Origin of the sequence: Streptomyces sp. NRRL F-5135 (genome assembly GCF_000719775.1) — a bacterium.
In the GTDB taxonomy this organism is placed as follows: Bacteria; Actinomycetota; Actinomycetes; order Streptomycetales; family Streptomycetaceae; genus Streptomyces; species Streptomyces hebeiensis.
Map to the genome: position 1 here is coordinate 50,944 of NZ_JOHR01000021.1, position 20,223 is coordinate 71,166.

The 20,223-nt window shown below is 73.8% G+C and carries 13 protein-coding genes; 9 read left to right on the forward strand and 4 right to left on the reverse strand.

The window, feature by feature from the left end:
* The first annotated feature begins 187 nt into the window (after nt 1-187).
* The 7 genes from IG02_RS0130080 (at nt 188) to moeZ (ending at nt 9,710) form a co-directional block, all read left to right on the forward strand.
* On the forward strand, nt 188-1,912 hold the full coding sequence (locus IG02_RS0130080) for an ABC transporter substrate-binding protein (protein WP_030754859.1): 1,725 nt from the start codon (nt 188-190) through the stop codon (nt 1,910-1,912).
* A 47-nt stretch (nt 1,913-1,959) separates the two neighbouring features.
* Nucleotides 1,960-3,111, forward strand: coding sequence for an ABC transporter permease (locus tag IG02_RS37085; RefSeq protein ID WP_199814113.1), 1,152 nt, complete (start codon nt 1,960-1,962; stop codon nt 3,109-3,111).
* Nucleotides 3,108-4,097: an ABC transporter permease gene (locus tag IG02_RS0130090; RefSeq protein WP_030754862.1), complete on the forward strand. Its 990-nt coding sequence runs from the start codon at nt 3,108-3,110 to the stop codon at nt 4,095-4,097. Before IG02_RS37085 ends, IG02_RS0130090 begins: the two co-directional genes overlap by 4 nt.
* A gap of 95 nt (nt 4,098-4,192) precedes the next feature.
* Nucleotides 4,193-5,851, forward strand: a complete 1,659-nt coding sequence (locus tag IG02_RS0130095) for a dipeptide ABC transporter ATP-binding protein (RefSeq protein WP_030754863.1) — start codon at nt 4,193-4,195, stop codon at nt 5,849-5,851.
* A 697-nt stretch (nt 5,852-6,548) separates the two neighbouring features.
* Nucleotides 6,549-7,553, forward strand: a complete 1,005-nt coding sequence (locus tag IG02_RS0130100) for an NAD-dependent epimerase/dehydratase family protein (RefSeq protein ID WP_030754864.1) — start codon at nt 6,549-6,551, stop codon at nt 7,551-7,553.
* Nucleotides 7,541-8,458 carry a spherulation-specific family 4 protein gene (locus IG02_RS39945; protein WP_030754866.1) on the forward strand — a complete coding sequence of 306 codons (918 nt, stop codon included), beginning with the start codon at nt 7,541-7,543 and terminating at the stop codon, nt 8,456-8,458. The genes IG02_RS0130100 and IG02_RS39945 overlap by 13 nt, the downstream gene beginning before the upstream one ends.
* Before the next feature lie 73 nt (nt 8,459-8,531).
* Nucleotides 8,532-9,710, forward strand: coding sequence for an adenylyltransferase/sulfurtransferase MoeZ (moeZ, locus tag IG02_RS0130110; RefSeq protein ID WP_030754872.1), 1,179 nt, complete (start codon nt 8,532-8,534; stop codon nt 9,708-9,710).
* Nucleotides 9,711-9,934: 224 nt separating this feature from the next.
* On the opposite strand, the gene IG02_RS0130115 is transcribed toward moeZ, so the two are convergent.
* Together IG02_RS0130115 and IG02_RS0130120 are read right to left on the reverse strand one after the other, a co-directional pair.
* Nucleotides 9,935-11,545 carry an alpha/beta hydrolase gene (locus IG02_RS0130115; RefSeq protein WP_078854949.1) on the reverse strand — a complete coding sequence of 537 codons (1,611 nt, stop codon included), beginning with the start codon at nt 11,543-11,545 and terminating at the stop codon, nt 9,935-9,937.
* A gap of 211 nt (nt 11,546-11,756) precedes the next feature.
* Entirely contained in the window at nt 11,757-14,522 is a 2,766-nt protein-coding gene (locus tag IG02_RS0130120) for a lysylphosphatidylglycerol synthase domain-containing protein (protein WP_420707806.1), read from the reverse strand.
* 455 nt (nt 14,523-14,977) lie between these two features.
* On the opposite strand from IG02_RS0130120, the gene IG02_RS0130125 reads away from it, so the two are divergent.
* Together IG02_RS0130125 and IG02_RS0130130 are read left to right on the forward strand one after the other, a co-directional pair.
* The gene (locus tag IG02_RS0130125; RefSeq protein ID WP_030754879.1) at nt 14,978-15,373 is read left to right on the forward strand and encodes an MGMT family protein; all 396 of its coding nucleotides are present in this window, start codon (nt 14,978-14,980) and stop codon (nt 15,371-15,373) included.
* A gap of 429 nt (nt 15,374-15,802) precedes the next feature.
* Nucleotides 15,803-19,336, forward strand: a complete 3,534-nt coding sequence (locus tag IG02_RS0130130) for an ATP-dependent helicase (protein ID WP_063756871.1) — start codon at nt 15,803-15,805, stop codon at nt 19,334-19,336.
* 92 nt (nt 19,337-19,428) lie between these two features.
* On the opposite strand, the gene IG02_RS0130135 is transcribed toward IG02_RS0130130, so the two are convergent.
* Together IG02_RS0130135 and IG02_RS0130140 are read right to left on the reverse strand one after the other, a co-directional pair.
* Complete coding sequence (locus IG02_RS0130135; RefSeq protein ID WP_234314962.1) at nt 19,429-19,839, reverse strand: type II toxin-antitoxin system VapC family toxin; 411 nt, start codon at nt 19,837-19,839, stop codon at nt 19,429-19,431.
* Nucleotides 19,833-20,111: a type II toxin-antitoxin system Phd/YefM family antitoxin gene (locus tag IG02_RS0130140; RefSeq protein ID WP_030754888.1), complete on the reverse strand. Its 279-nt coding sequence runs from the start codon at nt 20,109-20,111 to the stop codon at nt 19,833-19,835. The genes IG02_RS0130135 and IG02_RS0130140 overlap by 7 nt, the downstream gene beginning before the upstream one ends.
* Nucleotides 20,112-20,223 lie beyond the last annotated feature (112 nt).

Genomic DNA, 20,223 nt, shown 5'->3' on the forward strand with positions numbered 1-20,223 from the left:
CCGAACGCGGGGCGACCACAGTGGCGGTCGTAGGCGTGGCAGGCGTACGTACGCGCCGCACCCCTCCGCGCGGCTGTCGCCGTCATCGCGGTCTTCCCACGCTCCACCGGAACCCGTAAGCCTTGTCCCGCGTTTTCCGGCGTTTCCCTGAATCCAGCTCCCCCAGCCATCGAGAGGCCACCTTCCCATGCGTCAATCGTCCCGTACCTCCCGCCGCCTGGCCGCGGCAGCCGTCAGCCTGGTCGTGGCAGCGGGCGCCGCCGCCTGCGCGGGCCCCCAGGACAACGATGCCAAGGACGGCGGCGCCGACCAGGGCAAGCCGAAAAAGGGCGGCACGCTCTCGGTGCTGAACACCGAACCGCAGAGCGACTTCGACCCGGCCCGCCTCTACACCTCGGGCGGCGGCAACGTCCCCTCGCTCGTCTTCCGCACGCTGACCACCCGCAACCGGGCCGACGGCGCGGCCGGCACCAAGGTCGTCCCCGACCTCGCCACCGACACCGGGCGCCCCAACGCGGACGCCACGGAGTGGACGTACACCCTCAAGAAGGGGCTGAAGTTCGAGGACGGCACCCCCATCACCAGCGCCGACATCAAGTACGGCATCGAGCGCTCCTTCGCCGCCGAACTCTCCGGCGGCGCGCCCTACCTGCGCGACTGGCTGATCGGCGGGGCCGACTACGAAGGGCCGTACAAGGACCCCAAGGGCCTCGACTCGATCGTCACGCCCGACGAGAGAACGATCGTCTTCAAGCTGAACAAGCCCGAGGGCGACTTCCCCTTCGTGGCCACGCAGACCCAGTTCGCGCCCGTGCCGAAGAAGAAGGACACGGGCGCCAAGTACGAGGAGCACCCCGTCTCCTCCGGCCCGTACCGCGTGGTGAAGAACGAGGGTGACGGCGTCCACCTGACCCTGGAGCGCAACCCGCACTGGTCCGAGGAGACCGACGACCAGCGCCACGCCTATCCCGACCGCATCGACGTCAAGGCAGGGCTGGACGCGGCCGTCATCAACCAGCGGCTGTCCACCAGCTCCGGTGCCGACGCCGCCGCCATCACCACCGACACCAACCTCGGGCCCGCCGAACTCGCCCAGATCGGCGGCGACAAGGAACTCGCCGCGCGCGTGGGAACCGGTCACTTCGGCTACACCAACTACCTCGCCTTCAACCCGAAGGTGAAGCCGTTCGACAACGCGAAGGTGCGCCAGGCGATCGCGTACGCCATCAACCGCACCAGCGTCATCAACGCGGCCGGCGGCTCCGCCCTGGCCGAGCCCGCGACCACGTTCCTGCCCGAACAGGAGGCGTTCGGCCACACGCCGTACGACCACTTCCCGGCCGGGAAGACCGGCAACCCGGCCAAGGCCAGGGAACTGCTGAAGGAGGCGGGCTTCGACAAGGGCCTGACCATCTCGCTGACCCACTCCACGGTCCAGAACCGGGAGACCAGCCCCGAGGTGGCCACGGCCGTCCAGGAGGCGCTGAAGAAGGCCGGCATCACGGTCAAGCTGGTGGGCCTCGAGCAGAACGCGTTCAACGAGGCGCGCTGGAGCGGCAAGGACTCGCCCGGCTTCTACCTCTCCCGGTGGGGCGCGGACTGGCCGTCCGGCGGTCCGTTCCTGGCGCCGATCTTCGACGGCCGGCAGATCGTCGAGGACGGCTCCAACTTCAACCACGCGCTGCTGGACGACCCGGAGGTCAACAAGGAGATCGACGAGATCAACAAGCTGACCGACCTGGACGCGGCGGCGAAGCGCTGGGGCGCGCTCGACGCGAAGATCGGTGAGAAGGCCCTGGACGTGCCGCTGTTCCACCCGGTCTACAAGCGGCTGTACGGCAAGGACGTCAAGAACGTCGTGATCAGCGACTGGACCGGCGTCCTCGACATCTCGCAGGTCGCGGTCAAGTGACGACGACTCCTGAACCACGGCTCGCCGCCGCGTCCCCGCCGGGCTCCGTGCCCGCCGGGGACGCGGCGGCCCCGGCGGCGGCCGCCTCGGGCGCCCGTCAGGTGTGGCGGCGGCTGCGGAGCAGGCCCTCGGCGGTCTGGTCCGCGGCCGTCCTCGGGCTGCTGGTGGTACTGGCGCTGGCCGCGCCGCTGCTGGCCGCCCTCGAGGGGCAGGACCCGGACACGTACCACGACGCGCTGGTGGACTCGGCGCGCGGCGGTGTGCCCATCGGCCCGCTCGGCGGGGTGAGCGGTGACCACTGGCTGGGGGTCGAGCCGGGCACCGGCCGCGACCTGTTCGTCCGGCTGCTCTACGGGGCCCGGGTGTCGCTGCTGGTCGCGGTCGGGGCCACGGTGGTGCAGGTGGTCATCGGCGTCCTGGTCGGCCTCGCCGCCGGGCTCGGCAACCGGCTGGTGGACTCCGTCCTCAGCCGGTTCACCGATGTGATGATCGCGCTGCCGATGCTCGTCCTGGCCATCGCGCTGACGGCCGTCGTGCCCGCCGGCTTCCCGCGCCCGGTGCTGCTCGTCCTGGTCATCGGCCTGCTCAACTGGGGCGGCACGTCCCGGATCGTCCGGGCGCAGACGCTGACCCTGAAACAGCTCGACTTCGTGGCCGCGGCGCGGCTCGGCGGCTCGGGGCGGTGGCGGGTGGCGCGGCGCGAACTGCTGCCGTCGCTCGCCGCGCCCGTCATCACCTACGCGGCGATCCTGCTGCCGTCGAACATCGTGATCGAGGCGTCCCTGTCCTTCCTGGGCGTCGGGGTGAAACCGCCGACGCCGTCCTGGGGACAGATGCTGTCGACCGCGCAGGTCTGGTTCCGGGCCGACCCGATGTACGTGCTGCTGCCGGCCGGGCTGCTGTTCGTGACCGTCTTCGCCTTCACGGTGCTGGGGGACGCGGTGCGCACGGCGCTGGATCCGCGCGCGGCCGGACGGCTGGGGGTCGGACGGCGCGGGAAGCGCGGCCCGCGCGGCCCGCGCAAGGCCGTGGCGGCGACCGGCGCGGCGCCGGAGACGACGTCCGCGACGGCTCCGGCTCCGGATTCGACGCCGGGCTCGGTCCCGGCCCCGGTCTCCGGTTCCGCCGCGCCCCCGCCCGGACCCGGGCCGGCTTCCGCTCCCCCTCACCACGACGCTCCCGAGGACCCCGCTTCATGACGCGCTACCTGCTCAAACGGCTCGGCGGCGCGGCGGGCGTCCTGCTCGTGCTCTCCGTCGCCGTCTACGCCCTCTTCTACCTGGTGCCGGGCGACCCGGCCCGCCTCGCCTGCGGCGATCGCTGCTCCACACAGCAGGTCGAGCAGGTACGGGAGCGGCTCGGCCTGGAGGACTCGGTGGTCGCGCAGTACGGCGAGTTCCTGCGCGGCGTCGTCGCCGGGCGCGACTACTCCACCGGCACGGCCGTACTGCACTGCGACGCGCCCTGCCTCGGCTTCTCGTACAAGACCGATCAGCAGGTCACCCAGCTGATCCTGGAACGGGCCCCGGCCACGCTGTCGCTCGCGCTCGGCGCGATGGTGCTGTGGCTGGTCATCGGGGTGGGCACCGGCCTGCTGTCGGCGCTCCGGCGCGGCGGGATCACCGAGCGCGCGCTGACCGTGCTGACCCTCGCCGGCACCGGCACACCGGTGTTCATCCTCGGGCTGTTGCTGCTGATGCTGGTGTGCGCGTATCTGCGCTGGCTGCCCTTCCCGTCGTACGTACCGTTCACCGACGATCCCGAGCAGTGGGCGTGGAACCTGCTGCTGCCCTGGCTCACCCTCGGGCTCTACGAGAGCGCCAAATACGCGCGGCTGACGCGCGGTTCCACGCTGGAGACGCTGGCCGAGGACCACATCCGCACCTTCCGGGCCTACGGGGTCGGCGAGCGGGCGGTCGTCGCCCGGCACGCGCTCAGGGGCGCCGTACCGCCGGTCATCGCGCTCAGCGCGCTCGACTTCGGCACGATGATGGGCGGCGCGGTGCTGACCGAGTCGCTCTTCGGCATCCCCGGCGTCGGCAAGACGCTGATCGACTCGGTACGCCAGGTCGACCTGCCGGTGGTGGTCGGAGTGGTGCTGGTGGTCGGCGTGGCCGTGGTCCTGGCGAACGTGGTGGCCGACCTGCTCTACGCGGCGGCCGACCGGAGGGTGGCACTGCTGTGACGGAGCTCAACGACGCGCCGGAGCCGAACGATCCGACGGAGCCGGGCGGACCGACGCGGCCGCCCACGAACCCCGGTACGGCGGCGGAGCCCCTGGTGCGGGTGACGGACCTGACGGTCGAGTTCACCACCGACGAGGGCACGGCGCCGGTACGGGCCGTCGACCGGCTGTCCTTCACGCTGGCCGCCGGCCGGGCGCTCGCCCTGGTCGGGGAGTCCGGCAGCGGCAAGAGCACGGTCGCGAGCGCGCTGCTCGGGCTGCACCGGGGGACCGGCGCGCGCGTCGGCGGGACGGTGCGCGTGGGCGGCACGGACGTGGGCGCCGCCACCGACCGCGAACTGCGCGCCCTGCGGGGCGCGGTGGCCGCGATGGTCTTCCAGGACCCGCTGTCGTCCCTGGACCCGTACTACGCGGTCGGGGACCAGATCGCCGAGGTGTACCGGGTGCACACGGCCGCCACCCGGCGCGCGGCCCGCGCGCGGGCGGTCGAGGTGCTGGACCGGGTGGGCATCCCGGACGCCGCGCGCCGGGCGCACGCCCGGCCGCACGAGTTCAGCGGCGGCATGCGCCAGCGCGCGCTGATCGCGATGGCCCTGGCCTGCGGACCCCGCCTGCTGATCGCCGACGAACCGACCACCGCCCTGGACGTCACGGTCCAGGCCCAGATCCTCGACCTGCTCCACGAACTGCGCCAGGAGACGGGCATGGGGCTGCTGCTGGTGACCCATGACGTCGGGGTCGCGGCGGAGAGCGTGGACGACGTTCTGGTGATGCGGGAGGGACGGGAGGTGGAGCGCGGCCCGGTGGCGGACCTGCTGGGCGCGCCGCGCGAGACGTACACGCGGACGCTGCTGGCGGCGGTGCCCCGGGTGGACGCGCCGCTCACGCGCGGCCCGGAGCCGGCACCGGAGCCGGAGTCGGCGGGCGAGGTGCTGCTCGAAGCCGTCGACCTGCGGCGGGAGTTCCGGCGCGGCCGGCGCACCGTCACCGCCGTGGACGGCGTGTCGCTGACCGTACGGCCGGGGGAGACCCTCGGCGTCGTCGGCGAGAGCGGCAGCGGCAAGACCACCCTGGGGCGCATGCTCGTACGGCTGCTGGACCCGACCTCCGGTCGCCTGCGCTACCGGGGTACGGAGATCGGGGCGGCCTCGGAGAAGGAACTGCGCCCCTTCCGGCGTGAGTTGCAGATGGTCTTCCAGGACCCCGCCTCCTCGCTCAACCCGAGGCGCTCCGTCGGCGAGTCCGTCGCCGACCCGCTGCGGGCCGCCGGGGCGCTGGACGAGACGCGGATCGTCCGGCGCGTACGGGAGTTGCTGGAACGGGTCGGTCTCGACCCCGACCGGTACGACCGGTATCCGCACGAGTTCAGCGGTGGCCAGCGGCAGCGGATCGGGATCGCGCGGGCGCTCGCGGCCGAGCCCCGGCTGATCGTCTGCGACGAGCCCGTGTCCGCGCTGGACGTGACGACACAGGCCCAGGTCACCGCCCTCCTGGCGGAGCTCCAGCGGGAACTGGGGCTCGCCCTCGTCTTCATCGCCCACGACCTCGCCGTCGTACGGCAGGTCAGCGACCGGGTCGCGGTGATGCGGGGCGGACGGATCGTGGAGCAGGGGACGGTGGCGCAGGTGTACGGGGCGCCCGCCGACCCGTACACGCGCCGGCTGCTCGCGGCGGTGCCGGTGCTCGATCCGGCGCACGCGGCGGCGCGGCGCTCGGCCCGCGGCGAACTGCCCCGGGAGATGGCCGCGGTCTGACGCCTGATGACCTGACCGTTCCGTAGCGCGACAAACGCGCCCGGTCCGGGAAAGTTACGTGCTTTCACCCCTTCCGGTGGCGCGACGGACAACCGTCCGTCGCGCCACCGCTGTATCCGCATACGGTCGTCCCGCTGTTGGTCGTCGGACCAACGACGGCCGTTCACAGGGGAGATCGGGGGTGCGCGCGTGCGGACCGGACTGCTCACGGACAGTGGGTGTTCATTCTCGAAGGGTGATTCCGGGCTCCGGTGTCACCGGCTCGTGCGCGGGCTCGCGCCCGCGGGCGCTTCCCGCGGAGGCGGTGCCGCGGTGCCGCCCCCCGTGTCCGGTGGCGGTGGCGGTGGCACGGCACCGCCCGGCCCGCCGACCACCACACTTCCGCGCGGCGCCCCGGGGCCAAACGCTTCTGCGCGGTGCCCGGGAGAGCGGGGCGCCCCGGGTGGCGGGGCTGCCCGGGGCGCCCGCTCTCCCGAACGGACCACCGCGTCCGGGTCCGCCGCACCCGGGCCGCCGCGTCCGGACCCCTCGGCGTCCCCGCCGTCACCTCCGGCACCGTTCCCAGGACCCTGCGCACGCCTGAACACACCCGAAACCTGACAAGGAGAACGACACAGATGAACCCGCCCACCCCGGCACCGGCCTCCCGGCCGGCCCGCCGGCGGCTCCACGCCCGTCCGCACGGAAGGGCCGCACGATGAGGGTCCTCCTGCTCGGTGCCAACGGTTTCCTCGGCCGCTTCGTGGCCGACCGGCTGCTCGCCGACCCCGCCGTGCACCTCACCGCGCTCGGCCGCGGCGACGACGCCGACGTACGGTTCGACCTCGCGAGCGGCAGCCCCGGCGCGCTCACCCGGTTCCTGGACGCCGTCCACCCCGGGGTCGTCATCAACTGCGCCGGGGCCACCCGCGGCGGCGCGCGCGACCTGACCCGGCACAACACGGTCGCCGTCGCCACCGTCTGCGAGGCGCTGCGCCGCAGCGGCTGCGGCGCCCGGCTCGTCCAGCTCGGCTGCTCCTCCGAGTACGGCCCGTCCCAGCACGGCTCCTCGACCGCCGAGGACGCCGTACCGCGCCCCGGCGGTCCGTACGGCGTCAGCAAGCTCGCCGCCTCCGAGCTCGTCCTGGGCTCCGGTCTCGACGCCCTGGTCCTGCGGGTGTTCTCGCCCGTGGGCCCCGGCACCCCCGCCGGGTCCCCGCTCGGCCGGCTCGCCGAGGCCATGCGCCGCGCCATGCAGTCGGGCGACGGGGAGCTGAAGCTGGGCGGGCTCGGCGTGCAGCGCGACTTCGTGGACGTGCGAGACGTGGCGCGCGCCGTGCACGCCGCCTCCCTCTCCGCCGCCCAGGGCATCGTCAACATCGGCAGCGGACGGGCCGTACGGCTCCGGGACGCCGCCGCCGTGCTGGCGCGCGTCGCCGGCTACGCGGGCGCCCTGCACGAGATCGACCTGCCCTCCGGCCCGCTCAGGCCCGGCCACGTGCCCGGGCACGGCCACGCGCCCGGCCATGCCGCCATCGGCGCCCCGCGCGGAGAGTCCGTGGCGGAGCAGCTGGCGGCGGGCCCCTTCCCGTACCCCGACGGCTGCGGCGGCTGGCAGCAGGCGGACGTCCGCACCGCCCGGGACCGGCTGGGCTGGCGGCCCCGGATCAACCTGGAGGAGTCCCTGGCCGACATCTGGATGGAGGCCGCGTGCCGCATCTGACGAGCACGGGCGGCCGGCTCTCCGCCACGGAGGAGAGCCGGCTCGGCTTCGGCGTACCGGGATACGCGCACCCCTTGCTCGCTCCGGCCGAATGGGCCGAACTGACCCGGCCGGGCACGCCGCTGCACTGGGCCGTCCTCAATGTGGCGGACGGCCCCGGCGCCTGCCCCGACCCGCACTGTCTGGAGGCGGTGGGCCGGCTCGCCAACGCGGGCGCGCGGGTGCTCGGACATCTGGACCTCGCGTACGGGACCCGGCCCCTGGGGGAGCTGGTCGCCGACGCGCAGCGCCATCTGGACTGGTACCGGGTCGGCGGCTTCTACCTGGACCGCTGCCCCGCCGGGCGGGACGGGCTCGACGGGGTGCGCAGGACGGCGGAGGTGCTGACCACCCTGCGCCCGGCGAACGCGGCGCGGTGGTCGGCCGCCTTCCCGGCCGACGCGCCGGACGCGGGCCCCGCCCCGGAGGGTGCCGCGGACGCCGCCCCGGAGGCCGCCCGGGGCGCCGCGCCGAACCCGGCGGGCGCCGTGCGGCAGGTCAACGCCGTACGGCGGGCGGGGGCACGGCGGCCGTACCTCGTCCTCGGCCACGGGACCCATCCGTACCCCGGCTACGCCGAGACCGCCGACCAGCTCGTGACCTTCTCCGGTCCCTGGGCGGACTACCGCTGGTCCCAGGCGGCCGAGTGGACCGCCGCCCATCCGCCCGAGCGCTTCGTCCACCTCGTCCACGGGATACCGCGCCACCATTTGGAAGAGGCGATGCGGATCGCCCGCTGGCAGGGCGCGGGCACGATCTTCTTCACCGACCGTGAGGACCGGACGGGGCAGAACAGCTCATTCGAGACGCTGCCCGGCTTCTGGGACGAAATTGTCTCGCGCCTCGGACCGGGTGTCTCGGAATGAGAAGGGCCGTGGCAGTGTTACAGGGAACGCACCATCCGTATTGAATGACCGACCAACCCCTGTTGAGGTCCCTGTGTCGCTGCCACCCCTGGTCGAGCCCGCTGCCGAGCTCACCGTCGACGAGGTCCGCAGGTACTCCCGTCATCTGATCATCCCGGACGTGGGGATGGACGGGCAGAAGCGGCTGAAGAACGCGAAAGTGCTGTGCGTGGGTGCCGGCGGGCTGGGTTCCCCGGCGCTGATGTACCTGGCCGCGGCCGGTGTCGGCACGCTCGGCATCGTGGAGTTCGACGAGGTGGACGAGTCGAACCTCCAGCGCCAGATCATCCACAGCCAGTCCGACATCGGCCGGTCGAAGGCCGAGTCGGCGCGGGACTCGGTACTCGGCATCAACCCGTATGTGAACGTGATCCTTCACGAGGAACGGCTCGAGGCCGAGAACGTGATGGACATCTTCGCGCAGTACGACCTGATCGTGGACGGCACGGACAACTTCGCCACCCGCTATCTGGTCAACGACGCCTGTGTCCTGCTCAACAAGCCCTACGTCTGGGGCTCGATCTACCGCTTCGACGGCCAGGCCAGCGTCTTCTGGTCCGAGCACGGCCCCTGCTACCGCTGCCTGTACCCGGAGCCGCCGCCCCCGGGCATGGTCCCCTCCTGCGCCGAGGGCGGGGTGCTGGGCGTGCTGTGCGCGTCCATCGGCTCCATCCAGGTCACCGAGGCGATCAAGGTCCTGGCGGGCGTCGGCGAGCCGCTGGTCGGCCGGCTGATGATCTACGACGCCCTGGAGATGCAGTACCGCCAGGTCAAGGTCCGCAAGGACCCCGACTGCGCGGTCTGCGGCGAGAACCCCACGGTCACCGAGCTGATCGACTACGAGGCGTTCTGCGGCGTCGTCTCGGAGGAGGCCCAGGAGGCCGCGGCCGGATCGACGATCACGCCCAAGCAGCTCAAGGCGTGGATCGACGACCAGGAGAACATCGAGATCATCGATGTCCGGGAGCCGAACGAGTACGAGATCGTCTCGATCCCCGGCGCGAAGCTGATCCCGAAGAACGAGTTCCTGATGGGCTCGGCCCTCGGGTCGCTGCCGCAGGACAAGAAGATCGTCCTGCATTGCAAGACGGGTGTCCGCAGTGCGGAAGTCCTCGCGGTGCTCAAGTCGGCGGGCTTCGCGGACGCGGTGCACGTCGGCGGCGGTGTGATCGGCTGGGTCAACCAGATCGAGCCGGACAAGCCGGTCTACTGACCCGGGCACCCGTCCCGGCCCGGGCACCGGCCTCCGGAACGTACGGCTGGTTGTGCCGGAGCAGTCCCCGGCACCTGACGCCGGCGGGCCGGTCCGGGGTGCGTGAGGACCCCTCATGCACCCCGACCGGCCCTGCCGTGCGTGGTGCGGAGAGTCCGGACCGGCCCCGCCGTGCGTGGTGCGAGGAGTCGGCCGCCGCGGTGCGGTGCGGTCCGGGAGGGCCGTCAGCGGCAGACCGTGCCCGCCGCCGGCACCTTGCCGTTCAGCAGGTAGTCGTTCACCGTCCGCTGCACGCACGGGTTTCCGCTGTCGTACGCGCCGTGGCCCTGGCCCTTGTACGTGAGCTCGACCCCCACCCCCTTGCCCAGCGCGTTCGCCATCGCCCTGGCGCCCGCGTACGGGGTGGCCGGGTCGCCGGTGTTGCCGATGACCAGGATCGGGGCCGCGCCCGGCGCGTGGACGTCCGGTGTCCTCCACTGGCCGGGCACCGGCCAGTTCGAGCAGCCCAGCAGCCCCCAGCCCAGGAAGTCCCCGAAGACGGGCGACGCGCTGCGGAACTCCGGGAGCTTCGCCCTGGTCTCGTCGAGCGTGTAACGCTCCTTGGAATCGACGCAGTTGATGGCCGCGTTGGCCGCCTGCACGTTGCTGTACTGGCCCTTCTCGTTCCGTCCGTTCATCGAGTCGGAGAGCGCCAGCAGCAGTGCGCCGTTGCCGCCGTCCGCCTCGTCGATGCCCTGCTCCAGCAGCGGCCAGAACTCCTTCGAGTACAGCGCCTGGGCCATGCCGTTGGTCGCCTGCGGCTCGGTCAGCTGACGCGCGCCGATGCCCGCGACGGGCTGTTTGTCGAGCCTCTTCTGCAACCGGGTGATGAACGACTCGACCTCCTGCGGGGTGCTGCCGGGCAGCTTGCAGGCCGAGCCGCGCGCGACGCAGTCCTTCGCGAAGTTGTCCAGCGCGAGCTGGAAGCCCTTCGTCTGGCCGAGCGAACCCTGCTCGGAGTCCTGCGTCGGGTCGACCACGGCGTCGAAGACGGCCCGGCCGACGGACTTCGGGTACAGGTGCGCGTACACGCCGCCCAGCTCCGTACCGTACGAGATCCCGAAGTAGTGGAGCTTGTCGTCGCCCAGGACCCGGCGCATCAGCTCCATGTCACGGGCGGCGTTCTGCGTACCGACGTAGGGCAGCTCCGGGCCCGAACGCCGCTCGCAGGCCGCGGCGTAGCTCTTGAGGCTGTTGACGTACGACGCCTCCTCGGCGGGGGTGTCGGGGGTGGAGTCCTGCGCGTAGAACGCGTCGAGCCGCTTGTTCGTCTCGCACTCCACGGGTCTGCTGCGGCCCACCCCGCGCGGGTCGAAGCTGACCAGGTCGTAGCGCGAGCGCAGCTTCTCGTAGTCGTTCGCGAAGGACGGCAGACCGGTGACGCCGGAGCCGCCGGGGCCGCCGAAGTTGAAGACGAGCGAGCCGATCCGCCTGGCCTGGTCGCGGGCCCTGGCCCGGATGAGGGCCAGACCGACCGTGTCGCCGTGCGGCTTGGCGTAGTCGAGCGGGACCTTCATCGTGGCGCACTCCCAGCTTCCGCCGCCGGGCAGCGGGGACGGCGAGGGGCCCCCGCCCTCGGCGACCGAGGGGGCCGGGCACGCCGTCCACTCCAGCCGCTGGGACGCCAGGTCGGAGGGCGTGTCCCGGACGTTCACGTTCCCGCCGGCCGGGTTCTCGCCCGAGTCCCCGCCGCCGGAGCAGCCGGCGGCGGTCAGCAGGGCGGCGGCGGTGGCGGTGGACACGGCGGCGAGGAGGGTGCCGCGCCGGGCGGGGAAGGACGTCGGCAGGGTCGGCATGGCCCCATCGTGCGCCCCGACGGCACACGCCGCGCGGGGCCGCGGTCCATGCGGGTGGCGCCGGGCGGCCCGGGGGCACCCCGCGCCGGCACACGTCCGGCACAGGTGCGCCGCGTGCGCCGCGAGGAGTTCGCCCGGACCGCCGCGCCGGGCGAACGGACCGTGCCGGTGGAACGGACCGTGCCGGTGGAACGGACCGTGCCGTTCCGCGCTACAGCGCGCCCTTGCGCGTCAGGTGATTGAAACTCAGCCACCCCGGCAGCACCGGCAGCCACAGCGTCAGCAGCCGGTACAGCAGCACCGCGGGCGCCGCCACCTCCTTCGGCAGGCCCACCGCGAGCAGACCCAGCGTCAGCGCGCCCTCGACCGCGCCCACCCCGCCCGGCGTCGGCGCCGCCGAGCCCAGCGCGTTGCCGGCGAGGAAGACGACCGCGATGCTCGCGTAGCTGAGCTGCTGGTTGCCGTTGTCGAACGCCCGGATCGAGGCGTCCAGGCACATCACGAACACGCCCGTCAGCAGCAGCATCCCGCCGATGCCGGTGAGCAGCTTCCCCGGCCGCTGGAGCACGTCGAGCATGCGCGGCACCACTCCCGCGAACAGCGACCGCAGCCGCGTCACCACGAACTTCCGCAGGAACGGGATCGCGGTCACCACCAGCACCAGCACCGCGACCGTCAGCAGCCCGGCGATCACCGTCCGGGACGGGGTGAGGGACGCCGTCTTCTCCGTACCGGTGAGGTAGCCGAACGCCAGCAGGAGCAGGATGTGCGCCCCGAGGCTGAACAGCTGCGACGCGCCCACGCTCGCCACCGCGAGCCCCGGTCGCACCCCCGCGCGCTGGAGGAACCGGGTGTTCAGCGCCACCCCGCCGACCGCCGCCGGGGCGACGATCTTGACGAAGGACCCGGCGACCTGCGCGAGCACGGTCCGCCCGAAGGACACCCGCTCCGGTACGAAGCCCAGCAGGCTCATCGCCGCCGCCACATAGCTGAGCGCCGAGAAGGCCACGGCCGCGGCCACCCAGCCCCAGGACGCGTCGCTGATGACCGTGCCGAAGTCGACCTGGGTGATCTGCGTGAGCAGGAAGTACGCGGCGACTGCCCCGGCGATGAAGCTGACGAGCGTACGGGGCTTGATGCGCTCCAGCCGGACCGGTTCGACCGGGGCCTGCGGCCTGATCAGCAGCACCTGCTTGCGCATCTGGGAGAGCAGGTCCTCCTCGCGCGCCTCGTCCAGGGCCTCGTCTATGGCCCGCTTCTCGGCCTGCTTCTCCGCCCGGAGGGACTTGCGCACGGCCTTGCGGTCGCCGTCGGCCGCGGCGGCCTCCGCGAGCTTGGCCCGCTTGTTCGTCTCGGACGCGGTGAGCACCGCCTCGCGCTCCCGCTGCGACCGTTCCCTGGCGAGCCGGCGGAGCGTCGCCCGGGTGGTGCGGCTCAGCGCGATCGGCTGGAGCAGCGGCAGGGCGTCCGCGACGGCGTCGGGGCCGAGCACCTCCACCGCGGCGGCCACCGAGCGCTCCGCGCCCACCCGCAGGCCGATCGTGGTGAGCAGCTGGGCGGTGTCCATCCGCAGGACCAGGTCGCCCGCCGCGATCTCGCCGCCGCGCAGCTCCGTGAGGATCACGGTGCCCGACCGGTCCACGGCGAGCGCGTCACCCGTCAGGCTGCGGTGCGCGATCCGCCGGGACTGGAGGGCTCCGAGCTGGCGCCAGGCGTTGCGCACCAGTTCGTCGGTGATCTCCTCGTCCGCCAGCGAGTCCAGGGACCGGGCGCCCAGGTGTTCGTAGACGAGCATCACGGCGTCGGGCCCCAGCTCGGAGGTGGCGATCAGCTTGGGCGCGTTGGCGCCGGCGGCGATGGCCGCGTAGGCGAGGAGCGCTTCCTGCTCCAGGGCCTGGCGCAGGGACGGGATGGAGCGGCGGGTGGTGATGGTGCGCAGCGTCAGCCGGCGCCAGACCCGGTAGAAGAAGCCCTGCGCCTGCTGCTCGCGGTCGACGACGGTGACGTCGAGCGGCGGCCCGTCCTCCAGGGTGACCAGGTAGCGCCGACCCCGGTCGCCCTGGTCGGTGGCGTCGCCCCCGGTGTCCTCGGCGCGCATGGCGCTGACCGGGCGGAAACCGACATGGCGCAGACCCGCCATCAACGTCTGTCCTGTGGGCCGCACGTTGGGCGAGCCGACCGTGTAGAGCGTGCCGTACGCGACGGTCCAGCCGATCAGCACGGTCAGCATGATCGAGAACGGTGTGGTGTACCCGGCGACGAGCATGGCGAAGGCGTCGAGCAGCAGCACCACCCACAGCACCACGCGCCAGCGGGGTCTGCGGGCCATCCCCACGGCCGTCATGTAGGCGATGACGGGCGCGAGGTAGCCGTGGACGGGATCGGTCAGCCCGCCCCCGCCGGCCTGTGGCCGGGTCAGGGCGTCCTGGATCGGCCCGGGGGCGGCCCTCGCGACCCAGAGGTCGGTCGCGAGCGTCACCCCGTGGGCCAGTACGGCGGCGAGCACCCCGTCCGCGATGCGCAGCCCGTCGCGCTTGATCAGCCGCTCGATGGCGAAGGCGACCGGGACGAGCAGGACGGCGATGCTGGAGACCAGGCCGGCCAGTTTGACCATGAGGTCGGGGGTCTGCTCGGTGCCCTTGCTGATGTCCTGCTCGAGGCCCGAGGTGGTGCCGTGCGCGAAGGCGGAGAGGCCGAGGACCAGCGCGATGGCCAGGACGCCGATGAGCAGGCGCAGGAGGTCGGAGGGGCGGTGGACGCGGGCGGCGAGGAGAGGTTCGTCACCGGAGACCCGGTCGGCGCGGGTGGCGCCGCCGTCCGGCGGACCGGGAGGCGTGCCGGGGGGCGTGCCGGGGGGCGTGCCGTCCGGAGGGCCGTCAGGGGGGCCGTGGGGCGGGCCGCTCCGTGGGGTCTCGCGCCGGGCGTCCCGCGAGGAGTCCCGCGGACCGTTCGGAGAGTCGTTCGACAGGTCGTTCAGCGGGGCGTCACGCGGGTCGTCGCGTGGGTCGTCGCGTGCGTCGTCCGGCGGGTCGTCCCGGTGTCCGTCCCGCGGATCGGCGGGCGCGACGGGCGCGTGCCCGTGGGCCCTGTTCTCCGGCACGGCGCGAGCCGCCGTTTCCCCTGCCGCTTCACCTGGTGTGCCGGGACCTGTGTCCGGGCGCGATTCAGCGCCAGAGGTACCCGCCGCCGTCGATGGCCGCACGGCCCGCTCCTCCGCCGAATCCGTCTCTTCTTGGTCTCGTATCACCAGTCACCGCCCGGATGATGGTGGCATGCGCCGCTGACAGAGGCGGGCATCAGGGTGCGTTGCGGGGAAACGGGGCAGGGGAGATCCATCCCCTCGCGGGTGCCCGCGCCGACGGCCGTCGCGCGGGAGCGCCCCGCCGCCGGCGCCGTGGGCGGCTGTCGGTGGCGTGCGGCAGGATGGACCGGATGACGAACGACGAACCGGCCGGGGGGCTGGTGGCCGGGGACCCGCACCGCCTGCCCGAGTACGCGGAGCGGGTTCTGGACGTCGCCGAACTGATCCCGCCCGGCCGGGTGATGACGTACGGCGATGTCGCGGAGTGGCTCGGCGAGGGCGGACCGCGCCAGGTGGGCCGAGCCATGGCGCTGTACGGAGGGGCCGTGCCCTGGTGGCGTGTGGTGCGGTCCGACGGTGTGCTCCTGCCCGGCCACGAGCTGCGGGCCCTGGACCACTACCGCGAGGAGGCCACCCCGCTGCGTGAGGCGCCGCGCGCCGCGCAGGGGCACCTGCCGCGCCTGGACATGAGGCGGGCGCGGTGGGACGGCACGGACCCGGGCGATGGCGATATGGCTCACATATGACAGCTTCGGCCATCGGAAGGCGGGACGGGAGATCCGGTGTCCCCGTCGGGGCGGGTACGGACCCGACACCGTACGGAACACGCCAGGACAGCCCGGGGGCGTACGGCCCGGACCACGCGACGAGGCGCGCGCCGCACCCGGCGGCGCCCGCAGCGGGCCGCCCGCCGGCACGCGCGCCGCGGCGCGCACGGACCCGCGCGGTGCGCCGGGCGCTCGCCACGGTGACGGGCGGCGACGAGGCGAGTGGCGCGGGACGCGGCCCGGGCCGCGGACCGGAACGGCGACCGGAACAGGTTCCCCGCCCATGGCTGTGTGATCGGCCACGGCGCACGGGTGCCATGAACGCGTAGCGTCGCCGACGGCGGCCACCGGCGTCCCGCGCGCGTTGCCCCAGAACCACCCTTCCAGCCTCCAGGACCGGCGATCCACGTGAGTTCCTCCTCTTCCACCGGGTCTTCCACCGCGCGTACCCCGTACCGCCGGGGACGGCAGCGGACCCCGGGCGCGTACCGGCTGGTGCGCACGCCGCCGGTCGCGGTGGGGCCCCCTGAGCTGGACGCGACGCAGCGCGCGGTGGTTGACCACGGCGCCGGGCCGTTGCTGGTCCTGGCCGGCCCCGGCACCGGCAAGACGACGACCCTGGTCGAGTCGGTCGCGCACCGGGTCGCCCAGGGCGCCGACCCCGAGCGCATCCTGGTCATCACCTTCAGCCGCAAGGCGGCGGTGGAACTGCGCGACCGGATGGCCGTCCGGCTCGGCGGCACGCGCGGACCGCAGGCGACGACCTTCCACTCGTTCTGCTACGCCCTGGTCCGCGCGCACCAGGAGGCCGATCTCTTCGCCGAACCCCTGCGGCTGCTGTCCGGACCCGAGCAGGACGTGGCCGTACGCGACCTCCTCGCCGGCCAGATCGACCTCCAGCGCGAGGGGCGGGGGCGCGTGCGGTGGCCGGACGAACTGCGCGCGTGCCTCACCACGCGCGGCTTCGCCGACGAGGTACGGGCGGTGCTGGCCCGCAGCCGTGAGCTGGGCCTCGCCCCGGACGAGCTGGGCGCGTTCGCGCGGCGCACCGGGCGGCCCGACTGGTCGGCCGCCGCGTCCTTTCTCGCCGAGTACCTGGACGTCCTCGACATGCAGGGCGTGCTCGACTACGCGGAACTGGTCCACCGGGCGGTCCTGCTCGCCTCGCGGCCGACGGTCGCGGCTCGCCTGACGGACCGGTACGACGCCGTCTTCGTCGACGAGTACCAGGACACCGATCCCGCGCAGGTGCGGCTGCTCCGCGCGCTGGCGGGCCAGGGCCGCACCGTGGTCGCGTTCGGCGACCCGGACCAGTCGATCTACGCCTTCCGGGGGGCCGACGTGAACGGCATCCTCGACTTCCCGTACGCCTTCCCCCGGGCCGACGGCCGCCCCGCACCGGTCCGGGTGCTCACCACGTCGCGCCGCTCCGGCGCCGCGCTGCTGGCGGCGACCCGGCTGCTCACCCGGCGGATGCCGCTGCCCAGGCTGCCCGCCGAGCGGGTACGGGAACACCGCGAGCTGGCGGCGGTGTGCGAGGGCGGCCGGGTCGAGACGTACACCTTCCCGACGCCGTCGACGGAACTGGACAACATCGCGGACATCCTGCGCCGCGCGCACCTGGAGGACGGCGTTCCCTGGAGGGAGATGGCGGTCCTGGTGCGGGCCGGAGGCCGCTCGATCCCGTCGGTACGGCGTGCCCTGACCTCGGCCGGGGTGCCACTGGACGTGGACGGCGACGACCTCCCGCTGCGGTACGAACCGGCGGTCGCGCCGCTGCTGACGGCGCTGAGGGCGGTGGCGGAGGCGGCGACGGGCCGTACGATCACCCCGCCCCCGGCGGGCTCCCGCCCGGTGCCCGACCGCGAGCCCGGGCCGGCGCCCGATTCCGCTCCGGCGGCCGACCACGAGCCCGGCCCGGGGTCGGAGGCCGCCCCCCGCCCGGCGGCCGGCCGCGAGCCCGCCCCGGCGTCCGAGGCCGGCCCGGTGCCCGCCCACGAGCCCGGCCCGGCGCCCGCTCCCGGTCCGGCCGCCGGCCGCGAGCCCGCCCCGGCGTCCGGACCCGCGTCCTGGCTCGACGTCGAAACCGCCCTGGCACTCCTCGCCTCTCCCCTCGGCGGCATGGACACCGCCGACCTGCGGCGGCTCGGCCGGGCGCTGCGGGACGAGGAGCGGGCCGCCGGGAACCGGGCGCCCGCCGCCTCCGACACCCTGCTCGCCCGGGCGATCGCCGAGCCCGAGCGGCTCGTGACGCACGACCCGGCGTACGCCCGGGGCGCGCAGCGGCTCGCCGGGCTGCTGCGGACGGCACGCGAACTGCTCGAACACGGCGGCACCGCCGAACAGGCCCTCTGGGAGCTGTGGCGGGGCACCCGCTGGCCGGAACGGCTCGAACAGGCCGCCCTGCGCGGCGGCGCGGCCGGCCGTAACGCCGACCGGGACCTGGACGCCGTCTGCGCGCTGTTCGACGCGGCGGCCCGCGCCGAGGAACGCACCGGCGGCCGGGGCGCGCTGAACTTCCTGGAAGAGCTCGACGCGCAGGACATCGCCGCCGACACCCTCAGCCGCCGCGCCGTACGCCCCGACGCCGTACGGCTGATGACCGCGCACCGCGCCAAGGGGCTCGAATGGCGGCTCGTCGTCGTGGCGGGCGTCCAGGAGGGTCTCTGGCCCGACCTGCGCCGCCGCGGGTCCCTCCTGGAGGCCGACCGGATCGGCCGGGACGGACTCGCCGAGCCGCTCACCCCCGGCGCCCTGCTCACCGAGGAACGCCGCCTCTTCTACGTCGCCGCGACACGCGCCAAGGAGCGCCTGGTGGTCACCGCCGTCAAGGCGCCCGCCGACGACGGGGACCAGCCCTCCCGCTTCCTCACCGAACTCGGCGTCGAGCCCAGGGACATCACCGGCCGCCCGCGCCGTCCGCTCGCCGTGGCCGCGCTCGTCGCCGAGCTGCGCGCCACCACGGTCGACCCGCAGGCGAGCCCGGCGCTGCGCGACGCCGCGGCCCGCCGCCTCGCCCGGCTGGCCGCGCTCAGCGACGAGGACGGCCAGGCGCTGGTGCCGGCCGCCCATCCGAACCGCTGGTGGGGGCTGTACGAGCCGACCCACAGCGCGGTCCCGCTGCGCGAGAAGGACCGGCCCGTGGCGCTCTCCGGCAGCGCCCTGGACCAGTTGGCGAACACGTGCGCCCTCCAGTGGTTCCTGGGGCGCGAGGTGAAGGCGGACGCGCCGGCCACCGCCGCCCAGGGATTCGGCAACGTGGTGCACGTCCTGGCCGACGAGGTGGCCTCCGGCCGTACACCCGCCGACCTCGACGTCCTCATGGAACGCCTGGACTCCGTATGGGACGCGCTCGCCTTCGACGCCCCGTGGAAGTCCCGGCAGGAGAAGGACCACGCGCGCGCGGCGCTCGAACGGTTCCTTCGCTGGCACGTCACCGACCGCGGCAGCCGTTCGCCCGCCGCGACCGAGCACGCGTTCGACGTCACGTTGGCGGCGGGCCCGTACGAGGTACGGATCCGGGGCTCCATGGACCGGGTCGAGAGCGACCCGGCGGGCCGTGCGTACGTCGTCGACTTCAAGACCGGCAGGCAGGCCCCCACCAAGGACGAGGTGGCCCACCACCCCCAGCTCGCCGTCTATCAGCTCGCCGTCCGCGAGGGGGCCCTGGACGAGGTCTTCGACGGTCACCGCCCCGAGCCCGGCGGCGCTGAACTCGTCCACCTGCGGCAGTCCGCGCCCAAAAAGGAAGGCGGCGACGCGCTCCCCAAGGTCCAGGCCCAGGAACCCCTGACGGGCGAGTGGGTGACCGGCCTCCTCACCACGGCCGCCGGCCGGGTCCTGGACGAACGCTTCACCCCGACGACGGGCGGCCACTGCGCGAACTGCGCCTTCCGCGCGTCGTGCAGCGCGCAGCCGGAGGGACGCCAGGTGGTGGAGTGAGCCACCGGGCCGAGCACTCGTACCGGGGACGGGCCGAGTTCTCAGCCCGGGAGCCGGGCCCGGGACTCCGACCAGGAAACCCCTGGCCCCGGTCATGCTCCGGGAGCCGCGACCTCCAGGCCCGCGTCCTCCGCCGTCTTCAGGAGACGACGGTCGTACGTCACGAACACGAGCGGCTCGGCGCCCGGCTGCCCTGCGATCAGCCGTGCGGTGGCCAGATGCACCGCGTCCAGGGAGCGCAGAGCCGGATCGGCGTAGGCGGCGGCAGTGGCCCGTACCGTCTGATCGATCTCCAGGCGGTAGAGCCGTGTCAGCACACCGGGCACACCGGCGAGAGCCTGAGGTGCCGCGCGGCGCAGAGCGCGTGGTACCTCCACCTCGACGAGAGCCGAGGACACGAGTGCTTCACCGGGGCGCTCGCCGAGCCAGGCCACCAGATCCGCGCTCGCGTGTTCCTGGCGGATCAGTTTGACGAGGGCCGCCGAGTCCAGGTAGATCACCATCGCTCCTCGTCGCGCATCGCCTCGACCTCCGCGCCGGCGTCGACAGCGGGATCACCCAGCGCGGGCGGCATCGGGAGCGGGCCGCGCATGCCCGGCGCGGTCGCGCGGCCTTCGGCGACGAGCCGGTCGAGCAGCGACTGCGTACCGGTGATGGGGACGAGCCGGGCCACAGCTGTTCCGCTCACCGTCACCTCCAATGACTCGCCGCGCTGCACCCGCGCGAGCACGGCACTCGTGTTCTGGTTCAGTTCCCGCACGGGGATTCGCTCCATGTTGGCAGCGTAGAACGCAACGTTCTACGCCGGTAGGGAAGGAGCACCCGAATGAGTGAGGGGCAGGCCGGTCGTCCTGCCCGGGCGAGGTTGCCGGGATACCCGGGGCCGA

Coding starts and splice junctions, on each gene's coding strand:
- IG02_RS0130135 (WP_234314962.1), bottom strand. CDS start 19,839: ATGGTGATCTACCTGGACTCGGCGGCCCTCGTCAAACTGATCCGCCAG.
- IG02_RS0130090 (WP_030754862.1), top strand. CDS start 3,108: ATGACGCGCTACCTGCTCAAACGGCTCGGCGGCGCGGCGGGCGTCCTG.
- IG02_RS0130140 (WP_030754888.1), bottom strand. CDS start 20,111: ATGGAGCGAATCCCCGTGCGGGAACTGAACCAGAACACGAGTGCCGTG.
- IG02_RS0130100 (WP_030754864.1), top strand. CDS start 6,549: ATGAGGGTCCTCCTGCTCGGTGCCAACGGTTTCCTCGGCCGCTTCGTG.
- IG02_RS0130115 (WP_078854949.1), bottom strand. CDS start 11,545: ATGCCGACCCTGCCGACGTCCTTCCCCGCCCGGCGCGGCACCCTCCTC.
- IG02_RS0130125 (WP_030754879.1), top strand. CDS start 14,978: ATGACGAACGACGAACCGGCCGGGGGGCTGGTGGCCGGGGACCCGCAC.
- IG02_RS0130080 (WP_030754859.1), top strand. CDS start 188: ATGCGTCAATCGTCCCGTACCTCCCGCCGCCTGGCCGCGGCAGCCGTC.